The following is a 19,853-nucleotide window of genomic DNA, read 5'->3' as shown; positions in this document are numbered from 1 at the left end:
TTCACGCTGGCGGCGTCGATTGCGCCCGCCACCAACGGCACGGTGTCAGCGGCAACCCTCACTGGCGGCTTGAATTCGCACACGTTCCTGTCGGGCAGTTGGACCCTGCCCAGCATGTCCATCGAGGTGGGCATGCCCGAAGTGCCGCGCTTTGCGATGTATTCCGGCTGCGTGCTGGATTCCCTGTCGTGGCAAATGGAGCGGTCTGGCCTTCTCGGTGCTAAAGCCATGCTGGTGGCGCAAGGCGAGACCATCGCGGCGGCCACAGTTGCAGGCACACCCGCCGCGATTGCCCTGAAGCGGTTCGGCCATTTCAACGGGGCGATCAAGCGCGATGGGGTGGCGCTGGGCAATATCGTCTCAGCCGATCTCACCTATGCCAACAATCTCGACCGGATCGAGACCATCCGCTCAGATGCCAAGATCGACGGTGCGGACCCGACCATCGCGGCCTTGACGGGCAAGATCGATGTGCGCTTTGCCGACACGACGCTATTGACCCAAGCCATCAACGGCACGGCGGCGGCGTTGGAGTTCAGCTATGCGCTGGGCAGCGGCGAGAGCCTGACTCTCACCGCCCATGCGGTCTATCTGCCGCGCCCGCGCATCGAGATCAAAGGCCCGAAAGGCGTCCAGGCGTCGTTTGATTGGCAAGCCGCACTGGCCACCAGCCCAGCGCGGATGTGCACCGTGGTGCTGGTCAACACGATGGCAGGGTACCCATGATCCGGATCAATCTTTCGCCCGAGCCGCAATGGCTCGATCTCGGCCACGGCGTGCGGCTGCATCTTCTGCCACTGACCACTGCGCTGATGGTGGCTACCCGGTCCGACAACGCCGTGCAGGATCTGGCCGCCGATGCCAGCAACGACACTCGGGCGGCAGTGTTTGCCGCAGCCCTTGCCCGGCGTGCAATCGTCAATTGGGTTGACGTGGGTGATGCGGACGGCAACTTGCTGGCTGTGACCCCTGAAGGCATCGACGCCCTTCTGTCGCTCTGGCCGATCTTCGAGGCTTTCAATCTTCTCTACGTCAGCCGCGGCGTGCTGCTGGACGCGGAAAAAAACGGCTCTGCGCCCTCGCTGACTGGCACTTCAGCGGGGGCGACAGCTACTGTGAGGCCTGCGAAGGCGCGTGCCCGGACTGCCCCGCGCACTTGAATAAACCGCTCACCCTCGACGGCTGGCAGGTCTGGGATTTGGTCGGCCGTCTTGGCGCTCAGATGCGGGTGGCGGGTAAAGCGGTGCTCGGCTGGGACATGGGGTCGGCTTTTGCTCTCGCACATGCGCTGGGCCTGAATCCCATGGTGGTGGCAGAACTGCTTCCGGAACTGGAGGCGGTCATGGTCCGCCGCATTAATGAGAAGATCGGAGAGACTGATGGCTGAAAAGCGCGTTTCCGTCCGCCTCGCGGCGGTCGGCGGCAAACAGGTGCGTGCCGAGCTGGAAGGTGTCGGTGACGCCGGGGTCAAGGGCTTTGGCCGAATGTCCAAGGAAGCCGAGATTGCCAATGCCAGGCTGAACAAGAACACCGCCGCCAACGATGCCTCCTTCAGCTTCAAGACCGGTTTCTCGGTGCGGGCACTGTTTGGCACCCTTGCCAGCGATGATTTCACCCTGAAGGTCAGCCCGAATGGCAGCAGCTTTTTCGATGCACTGGTCGCGGATCGCAACACCGGACGGGTGCGGTTTCCGGTCGGGGTGGCGCTGACCGGTCTCGCCGCCGACCCGGGCTCCCCTGCCGATGGCTGGCTCTGGCACAATTCCACCACCGGACAGCTGCGCGCGCGGCTTGGGGGTGTCACCCGCATTCTGGCCGATCAGGACGTGCCCTGGATTGTTCCTACGGCAGGCGATTATGCCCTGACCACCAGCGGCGCAGGTGGTGCCGCAACCGGAGTTCTGGCCGGGGCAGCAGGTCGGATCGATCTTTTCCCCTTCATCCCGCGCGACGACATCACCGTCGACCGGCTGTCGGTGAACGTCACCACTTTGATCGCGGCCGCGCTGGGCAAGATTGTCCTCTACACCTCCGACGCAACTGGGCGCCCGGCATCCCTCATGTTGGAAACGGGTGATCTCGACTTCTCGACGGTGGGCCTGAAGGAGGCCACGGTCGCCCAGACCCTGCGCTGCGGGATCACCTATTGGATTGGCATCCGGCATTCATCCACGGCGATCTTGTCGGCATGGGCCTCGACCGCCACGCCTGATCTCAACGGCGGCGCGCCGGTCACCACGGCCCGCAAGGTGCTGCGTCGGACATTGGCTTACGCCACCGCCGCACCCGGGACCTGGGGATATCTATCGTCTGAGACCAACGTTGGCCCGGGCAGCGCCATCTGGCTGCGCGCGGCGTGACGGTTTGAGCGCGAAAATCACGGCAGTATTAACAGAAGTGGCAGGAACCATGATCGAACAAAACGAACGCGGCATTACCATCAACAAGGCGCTGGCCTGGACCATGCTGGTCTCGGTCGCCGGTCTGATCTGGTGGGGCGGCGGGACTTTGGCCTCGCTGCAAGGAGCTGCCGACCGCCTCACCTCCGCCCTGACCGAAACCCGCGAAATGATCGTGGCCGAGCGGGCGAATTCCGCGCAGCTTGAGGCCCGCGTCCGGGCACTGGAAAACAGCGCCACAAGGCAGGACACGCGCTTTGATGCGCTGTCTCTGTCGATCAACGAGCTGAAGCAACAGGCCCGCGAAACCAACGCTTTGCTGCGGGAACTGGCGCAGCGCCCTTGAACTGGCCACCTCCGACCATCACCCAAACCACCCCGACCCGCCCGCACGGCGGGTTTTTTGTTGCCCGCAGGCGGGCAGAAAGAGCAATCCCATGAACGCTGACTCCGATGACGCCATCCGCCTGATCCAGAGCGTGCTGGACAAACTTGGCCATTCCCCAGGCACCATCGACGGCCGCTGGGGTGTCCGAACCGCCTGTGCATTGCGCCAACTGATCGCGGCCACCGGTCGCCCGGCCTCTCTTGCACCGCAGGGTCCCTTGCCGTGGATCACTGAGGCGAAAACCGCGCTGGGCCGCAATGAAGCGCGCGACCGGACTTGGCTGATGGATTGGCTGAAACGCGACGGGCGCAGTCTCGGCGACCCCTCCAAGAACCCGTGGTGTGGCGATTTCGTGGAAACCTGTATTCGGATAGCCCTGCCCGATGAACCGCTGCTCGGCGCGCTGGGCACCAATCCCTACTGGGCACGCAACTGGCTGCTGTTCGGGCTGGACACCAAACCCGTCACTGGCGCGGTCCTAATTTTTGAGCGCGGCTCTGGCGGCCATGTCGGCTTTGCAATCGGCCAGGACGACACGCATTTCTTGGTGTTGGGTGGCAACCAATCCGACGCCGTCACCATCGCGGGCATCGCCAAATCTCGCCTGCTCGGCGCGCGCTGGCCCGCAACCTACCCGCCCCGCCTACAGCGATTGCCGACCATGAAGTCGGGCGAATTCCTCACCACCACAAATGAAATTTGATCAGGAGAACACCATGCTGAAACCTGCAATCTTGGCGCTGATCCGCCAAATCCTGACCATCGCGGGCACCGCGCTGGTTGCCAAAGGCTACGTCCAGGCATCCGACATTGAACCGTTGATCGGGGCGCTTCTCACCATCGGATCAATAATTTGGTCCGTTGCTGACAAACGCGGGCGGTAATCATCTCGATTTCATGTCTCAAAGGAAGAAGGGAAAACCGACTAACAAACGACGGAGTCTGGCGCATCCTGGCGCTGTTTCAGTGCGCGTTTGTTGAGTAAATGACGGGCCGGGCGTCAAATTTTAGAAGCCTCACGCCTCGACCGTGCGAGTAAGCCCGGCCCGTTTTACATAGTTTTAGGAGCATTGGCGATTTACTTCTTACAAATGATGGCACGGGGTTTGACTGCCTGTTACGCATGGAAAAGTGGGCAATTGTACCCGGAAAACTAGCGCTGAGTTTGTGAGCAAGCGTAGCGTTGTGCCCTCGTTGGAGGGCGAAAGGTTAGGCTCACGTTTCGCTCTGTTGTCGCGTCTAACAACGTCTCACGAAGGCGATTTCATTTTACCGCATGTGAAGTATCTGATCCACAGCGACGAAGCCTAATCACGCATCTTGCCCGTTGCGTCGAGGATAAGTTGAGCGGTTTCTTCCGGCTGATCCCACATTGGAAAATGGCCGCATTTTTCGAACCAGTGCAGTCTGGCAGACGGAAATGCCGCCATTGCCCGCGCGGCTTGGCGCGGTAGACACAGCCGGTCTTGGCGGCCCCATCCTATGACGACGGGTTTGGACGTTTCTGCGGCGGGTCCCTGCTGCTCTGGCGCAGTGGCAAGGTCGCGCACAAGTGCATCGAAGGTCTTTGTCGTGGCAAAACTGCCCAACTCGGTCGCCACAATTTGTCCGTCAAGCTTCCATGGACGTGCGGAAAGCTGTGCAAGGAGCATGCTGCGCGTCACGGCATACTTGGAAAGGGTAGGCAGTGCAGGCGCCAGGCCGCGAACAAGCTGGATTGATGCAGAAAGCGTGGTGCGGAAGTATGTTCTCTCCCACCCTCGCCAGAAGCCGCCGGGATCAAGAGCGATTGTCGCACCCACTTTCCCGCGGCGCGCCAGTTCGAGCACAATTCTAGCCCCGAGAGAACTTCCTACAATGTCGATGCCTTCAAGGCCTTGGTCGCCAATGAAGGCCTCGACGCTGTCGGCAAGCCCCCGGAAAGTCCCGCTGCTGGCGACCGCTGCTGTTTCACCATGCCCCGGCAGGTCCAGGGCCAAGACTTCCCGCGCCTCAGAAAGTGCTGGCAGGATTGTCATCCAGGATCGCCATGTCCCGCCAAGACCGTGCACAAGCAGAAGTGGCGGGCCTGATCCTTGTCGCATGAAATTCAGCATTGCATGGCTTCTCCGTTTCAATTGAAGTGCAGCAATCTATGGTTCAGGCTGCCCTCTACGTTTTGGCTGCAAAGCGCAGGTTAGCCTGTGAACGTGCGGGGCGACCTGTGGTTCCTTGTGCACATCCCCCGGCTTCCTAAATGCCTTGCAGTTGCCAAGCCACATTTGGTGGCTGAAATGCATCCGCTCAGCAGGTCCTCATCGACGCGCAGCGCTGAAGGAAAGCAAACATGCGCGAATGCTTGGAACCAGCTGCGATACGGATCGTTTCATATCGACAAAGCTTTTCCGCCTTGCCAGCAAAGTTGGAACAAACCCTTGAAAATTGCCGCAAATGTGCCCAGTGCGCCAGAACCTCGCAAGGGGATGCCGGCTACCAAACTTTCAAATGAAGAATTTACCCAACGCTACATGGAGCAATTTTTCGATCCGGCATTTGACAGCCTGCGATCAGAACTCGACAAGATAAGCAACGTGGCTTGGGAAAATTACAATCAATCCCGGAAAAGTCCGATTACGGAAAAGGCAGGGATCGGGTTTGCGAACGCCGACTATGATCTTTCAGTTGAATGGCACGCCACGAGCGGCGCGATTGCTCAGGCACAAAAACAGTATGAAGACGGATCGTTGCCACCACGCATTCTGCTTGTGAACGGATCTTCGCGCAGCGATCACAGTTGCCCCGGCGAAATGTCCAAAAGCTTCCGCATGGTGGAAATAGCCCGCGATGTGCTTGAGACAGAATTTTCGATCTCGGTTGACGTGCTTGATCTGTCAAAACTCAGTTCCGAATATGGGCGGCAAATCCATCCGTGCAAGGCCTGCTTTTCCACGGCGGCCCCGCTTTGCCATTGGCCCTGTTCGTGCTATCCCAACCACGCGATGGGCCAGGCGCAGGACTGGATGGCCGAGATTTATCCGCTTTGGGTCGCGGCGCATGGCGTGATGATCGTGAGCCCGGTGAACTGGTATCAGGTTTCGTCGCCCGTCAAGTTGATGATGGACAGGCTGGTTTGCGCTGATGGCGGGAATCCGGACCCGACCCTGACAGACGGCAAGGATGCAGCCCTTGCTAAAAAACTGGAACTTGGCGGTTGGGATTATCCCCGCCATCTGGCTGGCAGGGCGTTTTCGGTCATCGTACACGGCGATGTGGCAGGGGTGGAAAATGTCCGCCGCTCGCTTTCTGATTGGCTGAAATTCATGAAGTTGGTTCCGGCTGGCGGCAATTCTGAGGTTGACCGTTACATCGGCTATTGGGAACCTTACGCCACCAACCATCTGGCACTCGATCAAGATCAGGCCATGCAGGACGAAGTTCGCAACGCCGCCCGCAGTATCGGCGCTGCCGTTGTGCAGAGACGTGGCGGCGGTTGCCCGGAACCAGGCGCAAATCTGTCGGAACCTCGCCAAAAATGAGTATTTGAGCCTCATCGACAAGCAGACGGTGCTTATCATGCGCCAACTTGTGCTTACGCAGCAGGGCTGGATACAGGCCTACGCTTTAGTTTTTGTGGTGTTTAGCGCAGCGAATGGCCATTTAATTGCGCGCGCCAGCGCATTTAATCGTCGCAGATCAAAATCTTGGTCAGAACCTCCTAAAACCTTTACCTAAAATAAGTGTTCCCTCACTATAGCTTGCCTAGGCAGCGCTCAACTTCAGCGATCAGCATTTCTGAACTTACCGGCTTTCCCAGCAGCGGCGCTGTCTGCATGATGCCGGGCATTTGCTCGCGCGAATATCCGGATGTGGCCACGAAAGGCTTACCGAGCCTGATCAGTTCGCGCGCGATTGCTTCGGAAGTTTCCGCGCCAAGATTGACATCCAGCATGGCGGCGTCGCAACCGAATTGCGCAAGCAATGCAAGTGCCCGGGCGACCGAGTTCGCGGGTCCGATCACGACATAGCCAGCCTCCGACAGAGTCTGGCTAAAATCCATGGCAATCAGGGGCTCGTCCTCCACGACAAGTATGCGGCGGCCAGATACCGGCGCGGGTTCTTGACCAGCCGCAGTGCCGTTCATCCGCGGAGCTGGTGGAATGTCACTTTCGATCAGGCCCGCCGCCGCCGGACAGCCGATACGCCAGACGAGACCGGTCGATGCGAAATCGACCAGGGCGTCGCAGCCGAGACTCATCTTGAGCATGCCGTCGATCACGGTTGAGCCAAAGCCGCGGCGCGCTGGTTTGGCGACTGGCGGCCCCCCGCTTTCGATCCAGGACATTGCGAACAGTTCCTGACCGGTGACGTCAGATTGCAAGCTCCATTTGATCACCACGCGACCGGACGCGTTCGACAGCGCTCCGAATTTTGCGGCGTTAGTGGCAAGCTCGTGCAATGCCATGCCGAGTGATTGGGATGCCGAGGCGGTGATCTTTACCATCGGGCCGTCGATCGTGATACGGCTGTCATGCTCATCACCGAAATGGGCGAGTTGGGATCGGATAAGCTCGCCGAGCGGCACAGCCTTCCATTCGCCCATGACGAGCAAATCCTGACTGGCGGAGAGCGCCCGCACCCGCTGGCCAAAGATCTCGAGGAAATCCTCTGGCTGCGTTTTTACTGTCTGCTTTGCAATCGCTTGGATGAGACCGAGCAGTTCTTCGAGCGGTGATTGACCTCGCCCATCAGCAGCTTGATGCGATCCTGCTGTTGCTGTTTTTCAGAGTAATCGTAGAAATGACATACGACGCCGGGGCGGCCATCCAGCAGGATGATACGCTCGATTTTCCAGTCGTAAGCCTCGGTGACTTCGGTGTCGGCACGGCGCTCGTTGGTTTCCCCTTTATAGGACTCTCCCGTCGCCAGCGTATGGCGAAAGCGCGCGATGACCTCGCTGGAAAACGGATCCGGCCAGACGGCGCGCACCACCTCGGCGAAGTCGCGCCCAATCAGGGGTCGCACGTTGGCAAATGCCTTCTTGCCGCCATCGCTAATCTGGATCAAATGGAAATCGGCATCGACGATGTATGTGCCAAACGGGGACCGGTTTATCAGATTGCGGAACGTGTCATGTGCAATTTGCAGCCGATCTTTGGCGCGTGCACGTTTCACCGCCGCCCAAGTTCGCTCGGCGACTTCTTCGACAAGCGAGACTTCGCCCAGTGTCCAGATCCGAGGGGAGGCCGAGACGGAGACGATCGCCCAAAGCGGGTTGTTCTCGCCTTTGCGCAGGGTCGCCGTGATCAACGCACCTATGCCGAGGCCAGCGAAACTGGCCTGCTCGCTGTCCGAAAGGCCCTCCATCTTCCCGACGTTGTCGATCACTAGCGTCCGATCCGACGCAACCTGAAGTGCCTTAGGAAAATCAGACAGACGCACTCGGGCGGGCAATGGGGGCAGACGGTCGTCTTGCACCTGATGGGGGAACTCGGCAAAGTCCTCCGCAAGCCGGTAAATCCCGACGTAGCAGCGATCCAGCCGCATCTCATCGAAGAGCATCTGCAGCGCCCGGTCGGTCAGGGCCTCGGCGCTCGGCTCTGCCCGAAGTGCATCGCTGAACCTTAAAAGGAATGCCTGCCGCGCCTCGCTTTCGCGCAGCGCGATTTCGGCGCGCTTGCGCTCGCTGATATCCCTGTAGAATGCTGCAACCTTTTCAGGGCCATGCCGGTAAGCGCTGACCTCGAACCAGCGGTCGGCGATTTCGGCATATTCTTCGATGGTTCCGGGCTCTCCCGGATCGACGGCTCGAGCAAGAAGGGGAATGAAGCGCGCTGCATCCGAGGGCGTAAGAATTTCCTTAAGTGTTCGTCCGATGGTTGTCGCGCGATCAAAGCCCGTCTGGTGTTCCAAGGCCTTATTCGCTTCGCGATAAAGCAAGTCGGTGATCTGCCCGGCGGGCCCGCGCACGATGTCGAAAAGCGCGAAACCTTCCGCCATGTTATCGAACAGGGTGCGCAGCCGCTGCTCGCTTTCGCGCAGGGCCGCCTCGGCCTGCGCGCGCACGACAGCCGCCCAAGTGCGTTCGGCCACGTCTTCGGCAAGCCTGATTTCCGACTTAGTCCAAGCTCGGGGCTCGGCATGGCTGATGCCCATGACGGCGATGAGGCGGTCTGCCTTAACCAGCGGAACGCCGAGCCAGGCGCGCGCTTGGGTCGCATCAAACGCCGCCACTTGCTCCGGCGAATATCGCCGATCCAATGGCAAGTCCTGCGCGTGCACGTCCTGCGAATGAACCGTGCGTCCGCTGCGCCAGTTTTCAGCAAGGTGGGAGTCAAACTGCGAGATCGAGAACCGTCCCGCGACGCTGGGGACCCCATTCACATAGTCGCGTCGCACTTCGAAGCTTTCTCCGTCGGGCTCGACGATGAAATAGAAGACGCGGGTGACGCGCAATAGCTCGCCCAGCAGTCGCGTCGCAGTGAACTGAATTTCGTCCGGATCGGCGAGCAGCCGCAAGGCGTCGCTGAGCTGCAGCAGGAACGCCTGCCGCTCCTCGTTCTCGCGCAGAACCAACTCGGCACGCTTGCGCTCGCTTATATCCCTGAACAGCACTGCGACCTGGCCGGGTCGCCCAGCGGACGAGGCCTCGACCTCAAACCAGAGGTCGATCTCCGGAACATGGGTCACGACGATCTGGGAAAGACCGGTTTCCTCGACGTTGCGGTAAGATTCGAGGGCCGACTCTTCGACGGAAGGCACAATCTCGCGTATAGTCTTGCCGACCGGATTGCTCAACCCGGTATGACGTTCATACGCTGGGTTGGCGGCTAGAAAACGGTAATCTACAGGATCACCATCAACCCGCTCGAGGACGCTGAAGCCCTCCTGCATTTTCTCGAACAAAGTGCGATACTTGGCTTCGCTCTCTTGCAGTGCGAAGTCCACACGCTTGCGGTCAGTAATTTCGAGCGCGATCCCGATAAATTGGCGCGCACCACCGCTTTCATCGCGCAACATGACAGTGTCGGTACTCACGTACCAGCGCCAATCGTTCGCTTTGTCTCTCATCCGGTATTCGAATGTGGCCGTTGCGCCGGGACTGAGAGACCGTATGCGGGAAGTGTGTTCCCCGAAACCTTTTTGATCGCCGGGATGCATCAGGTTTGGCATCAGGTCGGCGCCCATGCCCACAATTTCCTCGGTGCCGAAGGTCAGCGCCGGTGTGTTATTGACAAAAACGACACGGTTTTCATCCAGATCGAAAATGTACAGGACTCCGGGCAACACCTCTAATATGCGATTTAGAAAGTTCTGCCGCTCGCGCAACTCCGTTTCGGCCTGCTTCCGCTCCGTTATATCGCGGACGTTGAACTTGATGACATTGTGTCCATCCTCGTCGTAAAGATTTGCCACCACCTCGACGGACCGGGGTGCGCCGTCCTCGGTTTGCAACGGCAGGTTCTCATAGCGCACTTGTCCCGTGGCCTTCAGGGTCTGAAACATTTCCTTGGCGGCCCGCGCGTCACCGAGGAAACCGAGCTCAAAAATTTCCATGTCGACGAGCTCGGCAAGCGGGTACCCGAGCAGCTGAATCATGAACGGGTTGGCGTCGACGATCTTACGCGTCTCGGGATCAACGATGAGAACCCCATCATGGGCTGCCTCGAAAAGACGCCGATATCGGATCTCTGAAACCAGAACGCGCTTATCGTGCTGCTTGCGTTTGGACACGTCGCGGATTACGGCCATCCTGCCGTTTGGCAGCCTATTGTTGTCCTTAAGCGGCGTGATCCTACACTCGACGCTCAGCTCACGTCCGTCATGCCCCAAATGAACATTTTCGCTGCACCATTCACCATGCTCGCGCAGGGCGGTCGCGGCAGCTGCCTCGTCGTCGCTTTTGACCCATGGCGTGGAGAAAACGTCTGCCTGCGGACGCCCCAGCGCATCCGAAGCAGAAATGCCATAAAGTCGCTCGGCGGCAGCGTTCAGATAGGTGATGCGGTCGCTCTCATCGACGGAAATGACCGCGTCCGCAAACTGCGCCAGCATTTCATTGCACAGCCGGTAGGCTTCAAAGTCGGCAGGTTGATCCACCGAGGCACCGACATCACCACCTCGAAAGGCACGCACAACGTCTTCCGATTGCTGCAACCGGACACGAAGCCGCTCGTTTTCCTCAAAGATATCTGCTGGCTGTTGCATGCCGATAAAACTCCGTCGATTACTACCCGTGGCAGTCGTCGGTAGCGCTATGCTTACCACCGACATACTCTGGTAATGCACGATAAAGCGCACAACACCATTAGACTTAGAAATTTCTCAGATCGCTCAAGGCCTTTGTGATAGCACCTCGCCTTGCTCAGCATGGCACATCTTCGAGGGTTGGTCCCACGAACGCAGCAGACATAGACCACGATTTTGAAAAGTTGCCAAGTCCGTTCAGCTTGGTGCAATGGGCTGGTCGCCGTGCGATGCGTTTTCAAATAGGTTGCATCGATCATCATTGTCTTCGGGTTGGCAGCCTCGGAGGCCAGACTTTCCACCTTCCGAGCGAAGATGCCGTTGTCGCCCTGTCGCTTCCAACGGTTGTAAAAGGTCTTCTAGGAATTATGTTTCGTGGGCGTATCACACCATCGCAAGCCATTGTGATGGATTAAGATAATGCCACTCAGCACCCGCCGGTGATTCACGCGCAGTTTGCCATGGCTCTTGGAAAAGAACGGACCCGGAAGGGCCATCTGTGTGTCCGTTAGCCAGAAGAGGTTGCTTATGATTCAGTCTACTTGCGAAGCGCGAATCATGCCGCCAAGGCAAGATCAATGGTCCCTGACCCTCCAACGTCTGCGACTTCACAGTTGTCTCTGGAACCATTTGTGGGGTTTCACGTTTAAAAACAACAAGCAACTTTAGCAAAAGGAAACGCCAATGGACGCGCAGAATCACGCAGGTACCGTGCCGAAATCCCGTACACGTCGAACGATGTTGAAATGGTCGGCAACCGGGGCGCTTGTTGGCGTCGCAGCATTTGGCGGCCTGCGCTTGCCGGGTTTTGGCATGACGCCCGCCTTTGCGGCCGATCTTGGTGCAGGTGACATCGGTATTTTGAACTATGCCTATGCGCTAGAACAGCTTGAGGCGGCGTTCTACTTCAAGGTAATTGAAACACCGTATGCTGACATCACCGAGGCAGAAACGGTCCTTTTGACCGACATCCGCGACCACGAAATTGCGCATCGCGATTTCCTGAAAACCGCTTTGGCCGCCGACGCGATTCCCGATCTTGAGGTGGACTTTTCGGCAGTTGATTTCGGCGACCGAACATCCGTGCTGACAACAGCGCAAACCTTCGAGGACATCGGCGTATCCGCCTATAACGGGGCTGGGCAACTGCTAACCAACCCTGAATACCTGCTGGCGGCAGGACGGATCGTGTCAGTCGAGGCGCGCCATTCAGCAGCAATCCGCAATCTGGTTTCACCCGACAGCGTGGCGTTCGCCGGGCCTGACGTGGTGAACGAAAACGGCCTTGATGTGGTGCGCGCCCCTGCCGAAGTGCTGGCCTTGGCCGATCCCTTCATCGTGACGGAAGTCACGGCCACGAACCTTTAAGGAACGAAATCATGACACCTGAACCGCAAACGCAGATTCTTGCCACCGTCGATCCCGAAATCCTTGCACGTTTGGAACCGTCACGTCGAGCGTTCCTCAAATTTCCTGCATCCACGATTGGGGTGATGGCTAGTGCACCCCTGATCCTTGCCGTTGCTTCGCGCGAGGCGTTTGGCCAGGACCTGCCGATGGAAATCGTAGACGTGCTCAATTTTGCTCTAACTTTGGAGCATTTGGAAGACACGTTCTACCGTACTGCTTTTGACAATGCCGGGCTAATTCCCAAGGAACACGAAGCCACGTTCCAGCAAATTGGGCTTCATGAGGCTCAGCATGTGGCATTTCTGGAAACGGCGCTCGGATCGGCCGCTGTAAAACGTGGGGAGTATGATTTCACGGCAGCAGGCAAATACGCTGACGTGTTCTCAAACTTTGCGACTTTTGCCACTTTGTCCAAGACATTCGAGGATCTTGGTGTTGCGGCCTATAAGGGTCAGGCAGGAAATTTGATTGGAAATGATGCCATCCTGACAGCCGCCCTGCAAATCCATTCGGTCGAGGCGCGCCATGCTGCTCGCGTGCGCCAAATTCTGGACATGAAGCCTTGGGATGCAGCGTTTGATGAACCAATGACCAAAGAAATGGTCTTGGAAGCGGCAACACCATTCTTGGTTGCCGCCTAACTGATATCGTAAAATAGGCCTTGTCTGTTTTCAGACAGGGCCAGCTTTTTGCTGGTTCGGTTATATCGCTGTTTTGGAAAAGGTCTGGTTTTGTGCATCTTGCGCTCGGGGACGATTTTGCAGCGCAATCTTTGCAAAGATGCAAATTCTGGCCAAAATCCGACGCACTGAGGTGCGGCATTGAAAGCCCTGAAACCACAAATTCTGATCACGGTCGAACGAAATTTAGCAAGTCGCCACGTCAAATTGAAAACGCCCCCGCCTTTTGTGGGGGGACTCGTCAAACGTTGAGGTGGCGTTGAGGTGTTTTGCGCAAGCTAAAACCCGACTATTTAAGTCTGGTTTTAAGCGTTTGATATATAACGTAGATTTGGTTGCGGGGACAGGATTTGAACCTGTGACCTTCAGGTTATGAGCCTAAATCGCAGCGTTCACGATAACCTCGTCTATTCAATGACTTACACGATAAGCCTTTGATTTTGCGCAATTTCCACACTTGCATTGAGTGATTCTCAGCGACGTTGGGCAGCAAACTTGGCTCGAAACATGCATTCGCGGGTTGATGTGGCGTTGATGTAAGCGGAGCTTAGATCGCTCGAAACAATCGACTACCACGCGAAGCATTAAGGCCAAAGTCCGCCGTAACGTAGCGTCAACACCAGGCAACTTGATGTCGCATATGGCAACCGCCGCAAGGACAACGGCGCGCTGGCCTTCGGTCTTGTGCAGAATGCGATGGGTTGCCCTGTCAGCCGCGATTGGAAGGGTTACTGGCAGAAGGTAGCTTGACAGACGTGCGTCAATGACTTAGTAATGAGTTTCGGTTAAGAAAGCAGGAGCGACCATGTTCGACCCGGACAACTACCCAATAACCATCGCGGAGTTGACACATGTTCGCCGAGAATTGGATAGCGTTCTAACCGAAGACGAGAAGGACAGAATGATTGACTGGCTGGCACTTAACCCGACAGCTGGTGACATAATTGTGGCTACCAACGGCGTTAGGAAGTGTCGTTGGTCATACGGAAGACAAGGGAAGCGCGGCGGGTTGAGAATTCTGTATTACTTTCGGGATCTCAACATGCCGATCTATATTTTGGCAGTCTACAAGAAGAATGAAAAGCTCAGCATAACGGCTGGAGAGAAGCAAATGATGAGGAAACTGGTTGAAGAGTTGGTCGATGTCTACGCAGCAAAAAGGGTGCAAGTAATTGCCCGCCAAGTAGGATGAAAAACATAGGCGTTGAAGAGGTGTCGGGAGATAAACATGTCTGGTAGCAAGATCATATACGGCCTGAGCGAGGCGATTGACCACGCGAAGGGTTTTGCTGGCGGCGTAGTGGAACACAATGTTTCGGTTCACCGCGTTGATGTTCGCGCTATTCGTGAGAGTCTGCGGCTATCTCAAGAGGAGTTCGCAATTCGTTTTGGGTTTAGCTTAGGAACCCTTCGTGGTTGGGAGCAAGGGCGTCGTCAGCCAGACGGGCCTTCTCGTGTTTTACTTCGGGTTATTATGAATGACCCGATGGCGGTCCAGCGCGCTTTGGCTATCGCGTAGTTAAAAAGTAATAGCGACAATAATTTGGCTGGCCCTTCACTGGGCCAGCCTCCAAACGCCTGCATTGTCGACCAAGACACCCCCATCCCGCATCTTGTAGATAGCCCTATGAACGCGGATTTTCGCTCTGTCTGGTGCAATCTCTGGCTTGCGCTGCATAAGCGCTTGCGCAATCTCCCGCGCCGTCTTTGGCCCTGATCTGAGCGCATCTAGTACGATTATTTTCAACTCGCGCTGCTTGCAGCTATCTAGTGGGATCTTACGCCGTACATAGTGCGATGTGGGGTCTATGCCACGAAGCACAAGCATGGCCTCCACATGCTGCAGACCTTCCAACCCATCTCGGACGATCTGGGCGCGAAGTCTCAGCAGGGCATTGTTGATGGTCTTGTCTAACATGCGACCAAGTTAGCTGATCAGGCGGGCAAGGGATTCACTTTTGTTGGTGCGTTTGCTACATAAGGCCGCAAATATCCTCAGGGGTGAGGCCGCAGGCCGAGGGGCAGAATGCCCCTGATTTTTCTCAAAAATCGTCTTCGCCTAGCTGTTCGCGTGCATCCGCTCGATATAAGCGCGCATTTCTTCCGCCTCGTGCCGCGCATCACGCAACCCCTCCATCGCGGCGCGCAGTTCGGCTTCGGTCTGGGCGATCTGGTTCATCAACTCGCCCTCACGGCTTTCGAGATAAACAATCGCCTGATCCCGCATCTCCTCGGCCTCGTGCAAAGATTGCGCCATCCGGTCCATTTCCGCCATATCGCCGCCGGCCACGCGGGTAAAGCGGTGCAGCAGCCAATAGGTGAACCAGCCCGCCGCGAAGGCCAGCAGCAGGATGACGGCAGTGGCCGCGATAAATTCGGTGCGGTTCATAACTGCGTCCCCAACATCATTCTGACTTCTTCGGCCGTGGCTTCGGCGCGATGGTTTTTTCCTCAGGTGCCACCGAGGGGCTGGTATCGCCCGAGAAATCCGGCCCCTCCGACACGGCCTTGGCAGCAGCTTGTGCCGCATCCGAGCCCTGCGCCGCCGTCGCCGCCGCCTTGCCTGCATCAGGTGAAGCAGGCTTTGGAGCCCCAATCAACCGAAATTCAATGCGCCGATTGGCCTCACGCCCGGCATCCGAGCCATTGTCCGCCAAGGGATCAGCCTCGCCATAGCCGCGCGCCACCATACCAGAGACATCAATCTGCCGCCCCTGCAAGGCCAGCACCACGGTTTCCGCCCTCGCCTGCGACAACGCAAGGTTGCCCCCATCCGAGCCTTGGGCATCGGTATAACCCGCCACCTCCAGCTTCACGCCGGGACAGGATTTCAGCACATCCGCCAGCGCCTTCATCACACCGCTCGCCGCGGCGTCAATCTCGGCTGACCCCGGCGTGAAGGTGATCTTCTGCCGCGCCACCACATCGTCAACGTCCTGCGCACATTCCTCTGGCGTTGGAATCCCGGCCAACGGGTCCAGCGCCTTGTCATATTTCACATCAACCTTAAAGGTCTGACCCTGTCCCAGCTTCTCGGACAAAATCTGCGAGATCCGCACCTTGGCGGATTGCGATCCGGTGATGCCCTTCAGCTCCACCGTATCCGCCCGCACCAGCAGCGTGCCGTTGTCCAGCTCGCCCAACGCCTGCAACCCCGCCAGAACCCGCACAGGCCAGCCGGTGGGCAAATCGGGGTCCATCCGGGTCGCAAGATAAGTGTTTGCGCCAAACTCGGCCTTGGCAAAGCTGTCCACGGCCTTGCGCAGCACCTCATCAGTCAGGCGACCACGCATTTCCAACCGATGCGTCTCGGGCGCAAGCTTGGCAGTGAACTCCGCGGGGCCAACAACCCCGCCAGCCGCTTTCTTCTCCAGCGTGGCTTTCAGCGAGAACACATCCGGCAGTGCGGCACCCAGTTCGCCCACCACGCGGTCAAAATCCGCTTGCGGCACGTCTGCGCCCGCCAGCAGGGTGACATCTGCATCCGCGAAGGTCAGTGTGGCACTTTGCAACTGTGCCACCGCTTTGATCCCGGCGATGGTGGCATCGGCCCAGCGCGGCGTCGGCACGCCCAGCCCGATGGTGCAACTGTTACGCCCCACAGCACCCGCAACCCCCGCCGCCGCCAAAATCTTCGCCCGCGCGCCTTCGGTATCCGCCGAGCAGGCATCAAACCGCGCGCCCTCGGCATCCTTCACAAACCGCAGCGTAAACGGGGTCAGCACCGGACGCGGCGCAGAGATTTCAATCGTCACCGCCAGCCCCGCTGGCTTGGCACTGTTCAACTGCTGCTCAAAACTGCGCTTTTCAGCCTCTGATCCTGCAATCGCAGTGATTGCCACCTGATCGGCCGCCACTGATATTTTGGATCGCGGCAACATGCTCAGCGCGTTCAACCCATAGGTCAGCGCCGCGTCCCAGCCTTCTGGCGCAGGGTAAGCCGCCGTCTCTAGCATGTCTGACAGCGGAATATCCGGGGAAAGCGCCTGGGCTGTATCTTTAACCCCTTGCAACGTATCGCTTTCCGGCAGCAAACCAATCATCTGAATGCCATCATCATTGCGCAGCATTTCCACCGAAAACCGGGGCGCCTCAATCGCTTTGACTGGCGTCACCTCAAGCCGATCGCGGATTCGCGACGAATCGATCAGCCCGCCAACCAGATTGACCACCTTGTACCGCATGGCCTCATTCGGGGCCGTGCCGCTGAGGTGAATTTGCAAGCCATCCGGCGCGACGCTGGCAAAGGTGATGCCCTCGGTCAGCAGCATGGATTTCACCGCACGGGTTGAAATATTCTCAACCAGCACAGCCGCCCCCCAAGCCACCAGCACAGAAACCACCCCCGCCGCGACAAAAGCGCAGGGGGCAAGAAACCTCGTGGGAAGCTGGGCAAGACTGAAATTGGGCAATGTCACCACGGGTTATTCAACTCGGTCTGTCAGAAAGGCCACCAGAGCACAGCAAACCGCCCGGTCCCGGCCTGCATAAAGCGCGCGTCTTCCCGGATCAATCAAAGGAACACCGCAACGGCAAGAAACAGCGCAGGAACGAGGCCAGCATCGCGGTTGGATAGAAACAATCGCCGACATTGCGCCGGATCGTCGATATTCAGCCTGTGCAGTTGCCAAGCCATATGCCAGCCAAAGCCCCAGACCCCTGCCAAGGCGAGGATCAGCGCCAGCACTTTGCCGGGGGGAATCGGCACGCTGATCACCGCGCTCGCCATCAAAACCACAGCCACCGCCATAAACCCGCGCAGCCAGACCCGCGAGTTGTCACCAAACAGCCGCGCCGTCGATTTCACCCCGATCAGCGCATCATCCTCGCGGTCCTGATGGGCATAAATCGTGTCATAAAACAGCGTCCAAGCGATTCCCGCACCATACAGCAGCATCGCAGGCAACCGCACCTCACCCGCATGCGCCGCATACATCAGCACCGCGCCCCAGTTAAACGCCAACCCCAGAAACGCCTGCGGCCACCAAGTGAACCGCTTAGCAAACGGATAGATCAGCACCAGCGCCAGTGACGCCACGCCCAACCCAATCGCCAACCAGTTGTAGCTGAACAGAATAACCGCAGCCAATGCCGCCTGCACCGCCATCCACACCAGCGCGCCCGTCACCGTCACCGCCCCCGACGGCAAAGGTCTGCTGCGCGTCCGCGCCACGCTGGCGTCAATCTCCCGATCCGCAATGTCGTTCCAAGTACACCCCGCCCCGCGCATCAGAAACGCGCCCAGCGCACAAGACACCGCCAGCCACAAATCCCACAACCGGAACCCGTCTGACAGCCCCGCCAGCGCAATCGCCCACCAGCACGGGATCAGCAAAAGCCACGTTCCAATCGGGCGATCCGCACGGCTCAACCGCAGATAAGGCCGCGTCACCTGCGGCGCAAACCGATCCACCCAGTTGTCTTTCGGCGCATCCGCCACCGCCACCTCTGGCATTTCCGCAAACTCAGACATAGATTCCCCGGCATGACAGATGCAAAAATCCGCCTCTATGTAGATCAGGCTTTGGCGCATGGGCAAGCCGTGGCCGTCAACTCCGATCAGGCCCACTATTTGTTCAACGTGATGCGCCTTGCAAAAGGTGCGCCCGTGGCCCTGTTCAATGGCCGCGATGGCGAATGGCGCGCCGAAGTGGCCGAGGCTGGCAAACGCGGTGGCATCCTGATCTGCACCACGCAGACCGCCCCCCTCCGCCTGCCGCCCGACCTTTGGCTTGCCTTCGCGCCAATCAAAAAAGCCCGCACCGATTTCATTGTCGAAAAAGCCACCGAACTTGGGGCAGCCCGCATCATCCCGGTGCAAACCCGCCACACCAATGCCGAGCGTATCCGGCAAGACCGCCTGCAAGCCCATGCGCTTGAGGCCGCCGAGCAATGCGGGGCCACATACGTCCCTGAAGTCAGCGACCTGACCTCCCTCGATAAATTCCTCACCGCCCTGCCCCCCGACCGCAAACTGCTGTGGTGCGACGAGGCGATGCTCGGCCAAGCCCCCGCCCTAAGCGGCCCCCGCGGCGAGAAATGGGCAATCCTGATCGGCCCCGAAGGCGGCTTCTCGGCAGATGAACAACACCGCCTGCGCGCCCTGCCGCAGATCCACCCCACCGCCCTCGGCCCCCGCATCCTGCGCGCCGACACCGCCGCCGTCGCAGCCTTAACCCTGTGGCAAGCGGCACTAGGCGATTGGGCATGATTCGTCCCGAATTCCTAGCTATGCTGCACCGCTTCTCCGAGGTGATCTGGGCCGCTGCCATCCTCGGCTTCGGCCTCTGGCTGATTCTGCTCGGTGGCTACCTGCTCACCCCCGTCGGCACCGGCATCGGCGCGTTTGGTGTCGCTTGGGTCCTCCTCGCGCTGCGCCGCCTGCGCTTCGCCCAAACCGTCGAAGCCCCCGGCATTGTCGAAGTCGATGAGGGCCAGATCGGCTATCTCGGCCCGCAAACCGGCGGCTATGTCTCGATCCCCGAACTGACCGAATTGCGCCTGCTATCGCTCCGGGGCCGCCGCGTCTGGCGGCTCAAACAAGCGGACGGCCAAGCCCTGCTGATCCCCGTTGACGCCACCGGAGCCGACAAACTGTTTGATGCCTTCGCCAGCCTGCCCGGCATGAACACCCTCGCCCTTGTCGCCGCCCTAGAGGCCAAACCCAGCACCGGCAGCACCACGCTCTCCCTCGCCGCCGAGACAAAAACCATCTGGTATCGCCCCGGTCGCGGCGTGTTGCCCGGATCGTGA

Annotated in this window: 20 protein-coding genes and 3 pseudogenes; 16 read left to right on the top strand and 7 right to left on the bottom strand. The window is 58.8% G+C overall.

Features of this window, described 5'->3' with window-relative positions; translation table 11 throughout:
- Window positions 1-9: 9 nt before the first annotated feature.
- From ACP7AP_RS10755 to ACP7AP_RS10725, 7 genes and pseudogenes are all read left to right on the top strand, one after another.
- Window positions 10-726: pseudogene (locus ACP7AP_RS10755) on the top strand (phage tail tube protein); the annotation flags it as partial.
- Entirely contained in the window at window positions 723-1,160 is a 438-nt protein-coding gene (locus ACP7AP_RS10750) for a hypothetical protein (RefSeq protein WP_426034200.1), read from the top strand. The pseudogene ACP7AP_RS10755 and the gene ACP7AP_RS10750, both read left to right, overlap by 4 nt.
- The gene (locus ACP7AP_RS10745) at window positions 1,157-1,387 is read left to right on the top strand and encodes a DUF7697 family protein (RefSeq protein ID WP_426034199.1); all 231 of its coding nucleotides are present in this window, start codon (window positions 1,157-1,159) and stop codon (window positions 1,385-1,387) included. The genes ACP7AP_RS10750 and ACP7AP_RS10745 overlap by 4 nt, the downstream gene beginning before the upstream one ends.
- Window positions 1,380-2,360, top strand: a complete 981-nt coding sequence (locus ACP7AP_RS10740; protein ID WP_426034198.1) for a hypothetical protein — start codon at window positions 1,380-1,382, stop codon at window positions 2,358-2,360. The genes ACP7AP_RS10745 and ACP7AP_RS10740 overlap by 8 nt, the downstream gene beginning before the upstream one ends.
- Window positions 2,361-2,409: 49 nt before the next feature.
- Window positions 2,410-2,745 (top strand): hypothetical protein, encoded by a 336-nt coding sequence (locus tag ACP7AP_RS10735; RefSeq protein ID WP_426034197.1) that lies wholly within the window; start codon window positions 2,410-2,412, stop codon window positions 2,743-2,745.
- A 91-nt stretch (window positions 2,746-2,836) separates the two neighbouring features.
- Window positions 2,837-3,490, top strand: a complete 654-nt coding sequence (locus ACP7AP_RS10730; protein ID WP_426034196.1) for a TIGR02594 family protein — start codon at window positions 2,837-2,839, stop codon at window positions 3,488-3,490.
- A 13-nt stretch (window positions 3,491-3,503) separates the two neighbouring features.
- The gene (locus ACP7AP_RS10725; protein ID WP_426034195.1) at window positions 3,504-3,671 is read left to right on the top strand and encodes a hypothetical protein; all 168 of its coding nucleotides are present in this window, start codon (window positions 3,504-3,506) and stop codon (window positions 3,669-3,671) included.
- Window positions 3,672-4,094: 423 nt separating this feature from the next.
- On the opposite strand, the gene ACP7AP_RS10720 is transcribed toward ACP7AP_RS10725, so the two are convergent.
- Window positions 4,095-4,871 (bottom strand): alpha/beta fold hydrolase, encoded by a 777-nt coding sequence (locus ACP7AP_RS10720; protein WP_426034243.1) that lies wholly within the window; start codon window positions 4,869-4,871, stop codon window positions 4,095-4,097.
- Between the two features lie 189 nt (window positions 4,872-5,060).
- Between ACP7AP_RS10720 and ACP7AP_RS10715 the strand changes: the two genes are divergently transcribed.
- The gene (locus ACP7AP_RS10715; RefSeq protein WP_426034194.1) at window positions 5,061-6,302 is read left to right on the top strand and encodes a flavodoxin family protein; all 1,242 of its coding nucleotides are present in this window, start codon (window positions 5,061-5,063) and stop codon (window positions 6,300-6,302) included.
- Between the two features lie 4 nt (window positions 6,303-6,306).
- Window positions 6,307-6,498 carry a hypothetical protein gene (locus tag ACP7AP_RS10710; RefSeq protein ID WP_426034193.1) on the top strand — a complete coding sequence of 64 codons (192 nt, stop codon included), beginning with the start codon at window positions 6,307-6,309 and terminating at the stop codon, window positions 6,496-6,498.
- A gap of 16 nt (window positions 6,499-6,514) precedes the next feature.
- Here the strand turns inward: ACP7AP_RS10710 and ACP7AP_RS10705 are convergent, their stop codons facing one another.
- The 3 genes and pseudogenes from ACP7AP_RS10705 to ACP7AP_RS10695 form a co-directional block, all read right to left on the bottom strand.
- Entirely contained in the window at window positions 6,515-7,462 is a 948-nt protein-coding gene (locus ACP7AP_RS10705) for an HWE histidine kinase domain-containing protein (protein ID WP_426034242.1), read from the bottom strand.
- Entirely contained in the window at window positions 7,444-10,971 is a 3,528-nt protein-coding gene (locus ACP7AP_RS10700) for a PAS domain S-box protein (RefSeq protein WP_426034192.1), read from the bottom strand. The genes ACP7AP_RS10705 and ACP7AP_RS10700 overlap by 19 nt, the downstream gene beginning before the upstream one ends.
- A gap of 254 nt (window positions 10,972-11,225) precedes the next feature.
- Window positions 11,226-11,540, bottom strand: a pseudogene (locus tag ACP7AP_RS10695) (transposase); the annotation flags it as partial.
- 283 nt (window positions 11,541-11,823) lie between these two features.
- Here ACP7AP_RS10695 and ACP7AP_RS10690 point away from each other — a divergent pair.
- The 5 genes and pseudogenes from ACP7AP_RS10690 to ACP7AP_RS10670 all read left to right on the top strand — a co-directional run bounded on the left by ACP7AP_RS10690 (window position 11,824) and on the right by ACP7AP_RS10670 (window position 14,619).
- The gene (locus ACP7AP_RS10690) at window positions 11,824-12,378 is read left to right on the top strand and encodes a ferritin-like domain-containing protein (RefSeq protein ID WP_426034191.1); all 555 of its coding nucleotides are present in this window, start codon (window positions 11,824-11,826) and stop codon (window positions 12,376-12,378) included.
- Between the two features lie 11 nt (window positions 12,379-12,389).
- Entirely contained in the window at window positions 12,390-13,061 is a 672-nt protein-coding gene (locus ACP7AP_RS10685; RefSeq protein ID WP_426034190.1) for a ferritin-like domain-containing protein, read from the top strand.
- 684 nt (window positions 13,062-13,745) lie between these two features.
- Window positions 13,746-13,850: pseudogene (locus ACP7AP_RS10680) on the top strand (IS1595 family transposase); the annotation flags it as partial.
- A 55-nt stretch (window positions 13,851-13,905) separates the two neighbouring features.
- Window positions 13,906-14,292, top strand: a complete 387-nt coding sequence (locus ACP7AP_RS10675; RefSeq protein WP_426034189.1) for an addiction module toxin RelE — start codon at window positions 13,906-13,908, stop codon at window positions 14,290-14,292.
- A gap of 36 nt (window positions 14,293-14,328) precedes the next feature.
- A complete protein-coding gene (locus ACP7AP_RS10670; protein WP_426034188.1) occupies window positions 14,329-14,619 on the top strand; it encodes a helix-turn-helix domain-containing protein in 291 nt (96 codons plus the stop codon).
- Window positions 14,620-15,159: 540 nt separating this feature from the next.
- On the opposite strand, the gene ACP7AP_RS10665 is transcribed toward ACP7AP_RS10670, so the two are convergent.
- From ACP7AP_RS10665 to ubiA, 3 genes are all read right to left on the bottom strand, one after another.
- Complete coding sequence (locus ACP7AP_RS10665) at window positions 15,160-15,489, bottom strand: hypothetical protein (protein WP_304924868.1); 330 nt, start codon at window positions 15,487-15,489, stop codon at window positions 15,160-15,162.
- A 16-nt stretch (window positions 15,490-15,505) separates the two neighbouring features.
- Window positions 15,506-17,518, bottom strand: a complete 2,013-nt coding sequence (locus ACP7AP_RS10660) for an OmpA family protein (protein WP_426034187.1) — start codon at window positions 17,516-17,518, stop codon at window positions 15,506-15,508.
- A 95-nt stretch (window positions 17,519-17,613) separates the two neighbouring features.
- On the bottom strand, window positions 17,614-18,573 hold the full coding sequence (gene ubiA, locus ACP7AP_RS10655) for a 4-hydroxybenzoate octaprenyltransferase (protein ID WP_426034186.1): 960 nt from the start codon (window positions 18,571-18,573) through the stop codon (window positions 17,614-17,616).
- A gap of 12 nt (window positions 18,574-18,585) precedes the next feature.
- Here ubiA and ACP7AP_RS10650 point away from each other — a divergent pair, with 12 nt between their 5' ends.
- Both ACP7AP_RS10650 and ACP7AP_RS10645 read left to right on the top strand, forming a co-directional pair.
- On the top strand, window positions 18,586-19,311 hold the full coding sequence (locus ACP7AP_RS10650) for a 16S rRNA (uracil(1498)-N(3))-methyltransferase (protein WP_426034185.1): 726 nt from the start codon (window positions 18,586-18,588) through the stop codon (window positions 19,309-19,311).
- Window positions 19,308-19,853 (top strand): hypothetical protein, encoded by a 546-nt coding sequence (locus tag ACP7AP_RS10645; RefSeq protein ID WP_426034184.1) that lies wholly within the window; start codon window positions 19,308-19,310, stop codon window positions 19,851-19,853. The genes ACP7AP_RS10650 and ACP7AP_RS10645 overlap by 4 nt, the downstream gene beginning before the upstream one ends.

Source organism: Cypionkella sp. TWP1-2-1b2 (assembly GCF_049896245.1).
GTDB lineage: Bacteria > Pseudomonadota > Alphaproteobacteria > Rhodobacterales > Rhodobacteraceae > Cypionkella.
Note: the sequence above shows the minus strand (reverse complement) of the source record. Positions and strands in the feature narration are given on the sequence as shown.

Excerpts from the sequence above, each read along its gene's own strand:
- ACP7AP_RS10720 (WP_426034243.1), bottom strand. The coding sequence starts at position 4,871 with ATGCGACAAGGATCAGGCCCGCCACTTCTGCTTGTGCACGGTCTTGGC.
- ACP7AP_RS10700 (WP_426034192.1), bottom strand. The coding sequence starts at position 10,971 with ATGCAACAGCCAGCAGATATCTTTGAGGAAAACGAGCGGCTTCGTGTC.
- ACP7AP_RS10650 (WP_426034185.1), top strand. The coding sequence starts at position 18,586 with ATGACAGATGCAAAAATCCGCCTCTATGTAGATCAGGCTTTGGCGCAT.
- ACP7AP_RS10645 (WP_426034184.1), top strand. The coding sequence starts at position 19,308 with ATGATTCGTCCCGAATTCCTAGCTATGCTGCACCGCTTCTCCGAGGTG.
- ACP7AP_RS10735 (WP_426034197.1), top strand. The coding sequence starts at position 2,410 with ATGATCGAACAAAACGAACGCGGCATTACCATCAACAAGGCGCTGGCC.
- ACP7AP_RS10730 (WP_426034196.1), top strand. The coding sequence starts at position 2,837 with ATGAACGCTGACTCCGATGACGCCATCCGCCTGATCCAGAGCGTGCTG.
- ACP7AP_RS10675 (WP_426034189.1), top strand. The coding sequence starts at position 13,906 with ATGTTCGACCCGGACAACTACCCAATAACCATCGCGGAGTTGACACAT.
- ACP7AP_RS10725 (WP_426034195.1), top strand. The coding sequence starts at position 3,504 with ATGCTGAAACCTGCAATCTTGGCGCTGATCCGCCAAATCCTGACCATC.
- ACP7AP_RS10690 (WP_426034191.1), top strand. The coding sequence starts at position 11,824 with ATGACGCCCGCCTTTGCGGCCGATCTTGGTGCAGGTGACATCGGTATT.
- ACP7AP_RS10715 (WP_426034194.1), top strand. The coding sequence starts at position 5,061 with ATGCATCCGCTCAGCAGGTCCTCATCGACGCGCAGCGCTGAAGGAAAG.
- ubiA (WP_426034186.1), bottom strand. The coding sequence starts at position 18,573 with ATGTCTGAGTTTGCGGAAATGCCAGAGGTGGCGGTGGCGGATGCGCCG.
- ACP7AP_RS10670 (WP_426034188.1), top strand. The coding sequence starts at position 14,329 with ATGTCTGGTAGCAAGATCATATACGGCCTGAGCGAGGCGATTGACCAC.
- ACP7AP_RS10685 (WP_426034190.1), top strand. The coding sequence starts at position 12,390 with ATGACACCTGAACCGCAAACGCAGATTCTTGCCACCGTCGATCCCGAA.
- ACP7AP_RS10750 (WP_426034200.1), top strand. The coding sequence starts at position 723 with ATGATCCGGATCAATCTTTCGCCCGAGCCGCAATGGCTCGATCTCGGC.
- ACP7AP_RS10740 (WP_426034198.1), top strand. The coding sequence starts at position 1,380 with ATGGCTGAAAAGCGCGTTTCCGTCCGCCTCGCGGCGGTCGGCGGCAAA.
- ACP7AP_RS10665 (WP_304924868.1), bottom strand. The coding sequence starts at position 15,489 with ATGAACCGCACCGAATTTATCGCGGCCACTGCCGTCATCCTGCTGCTG.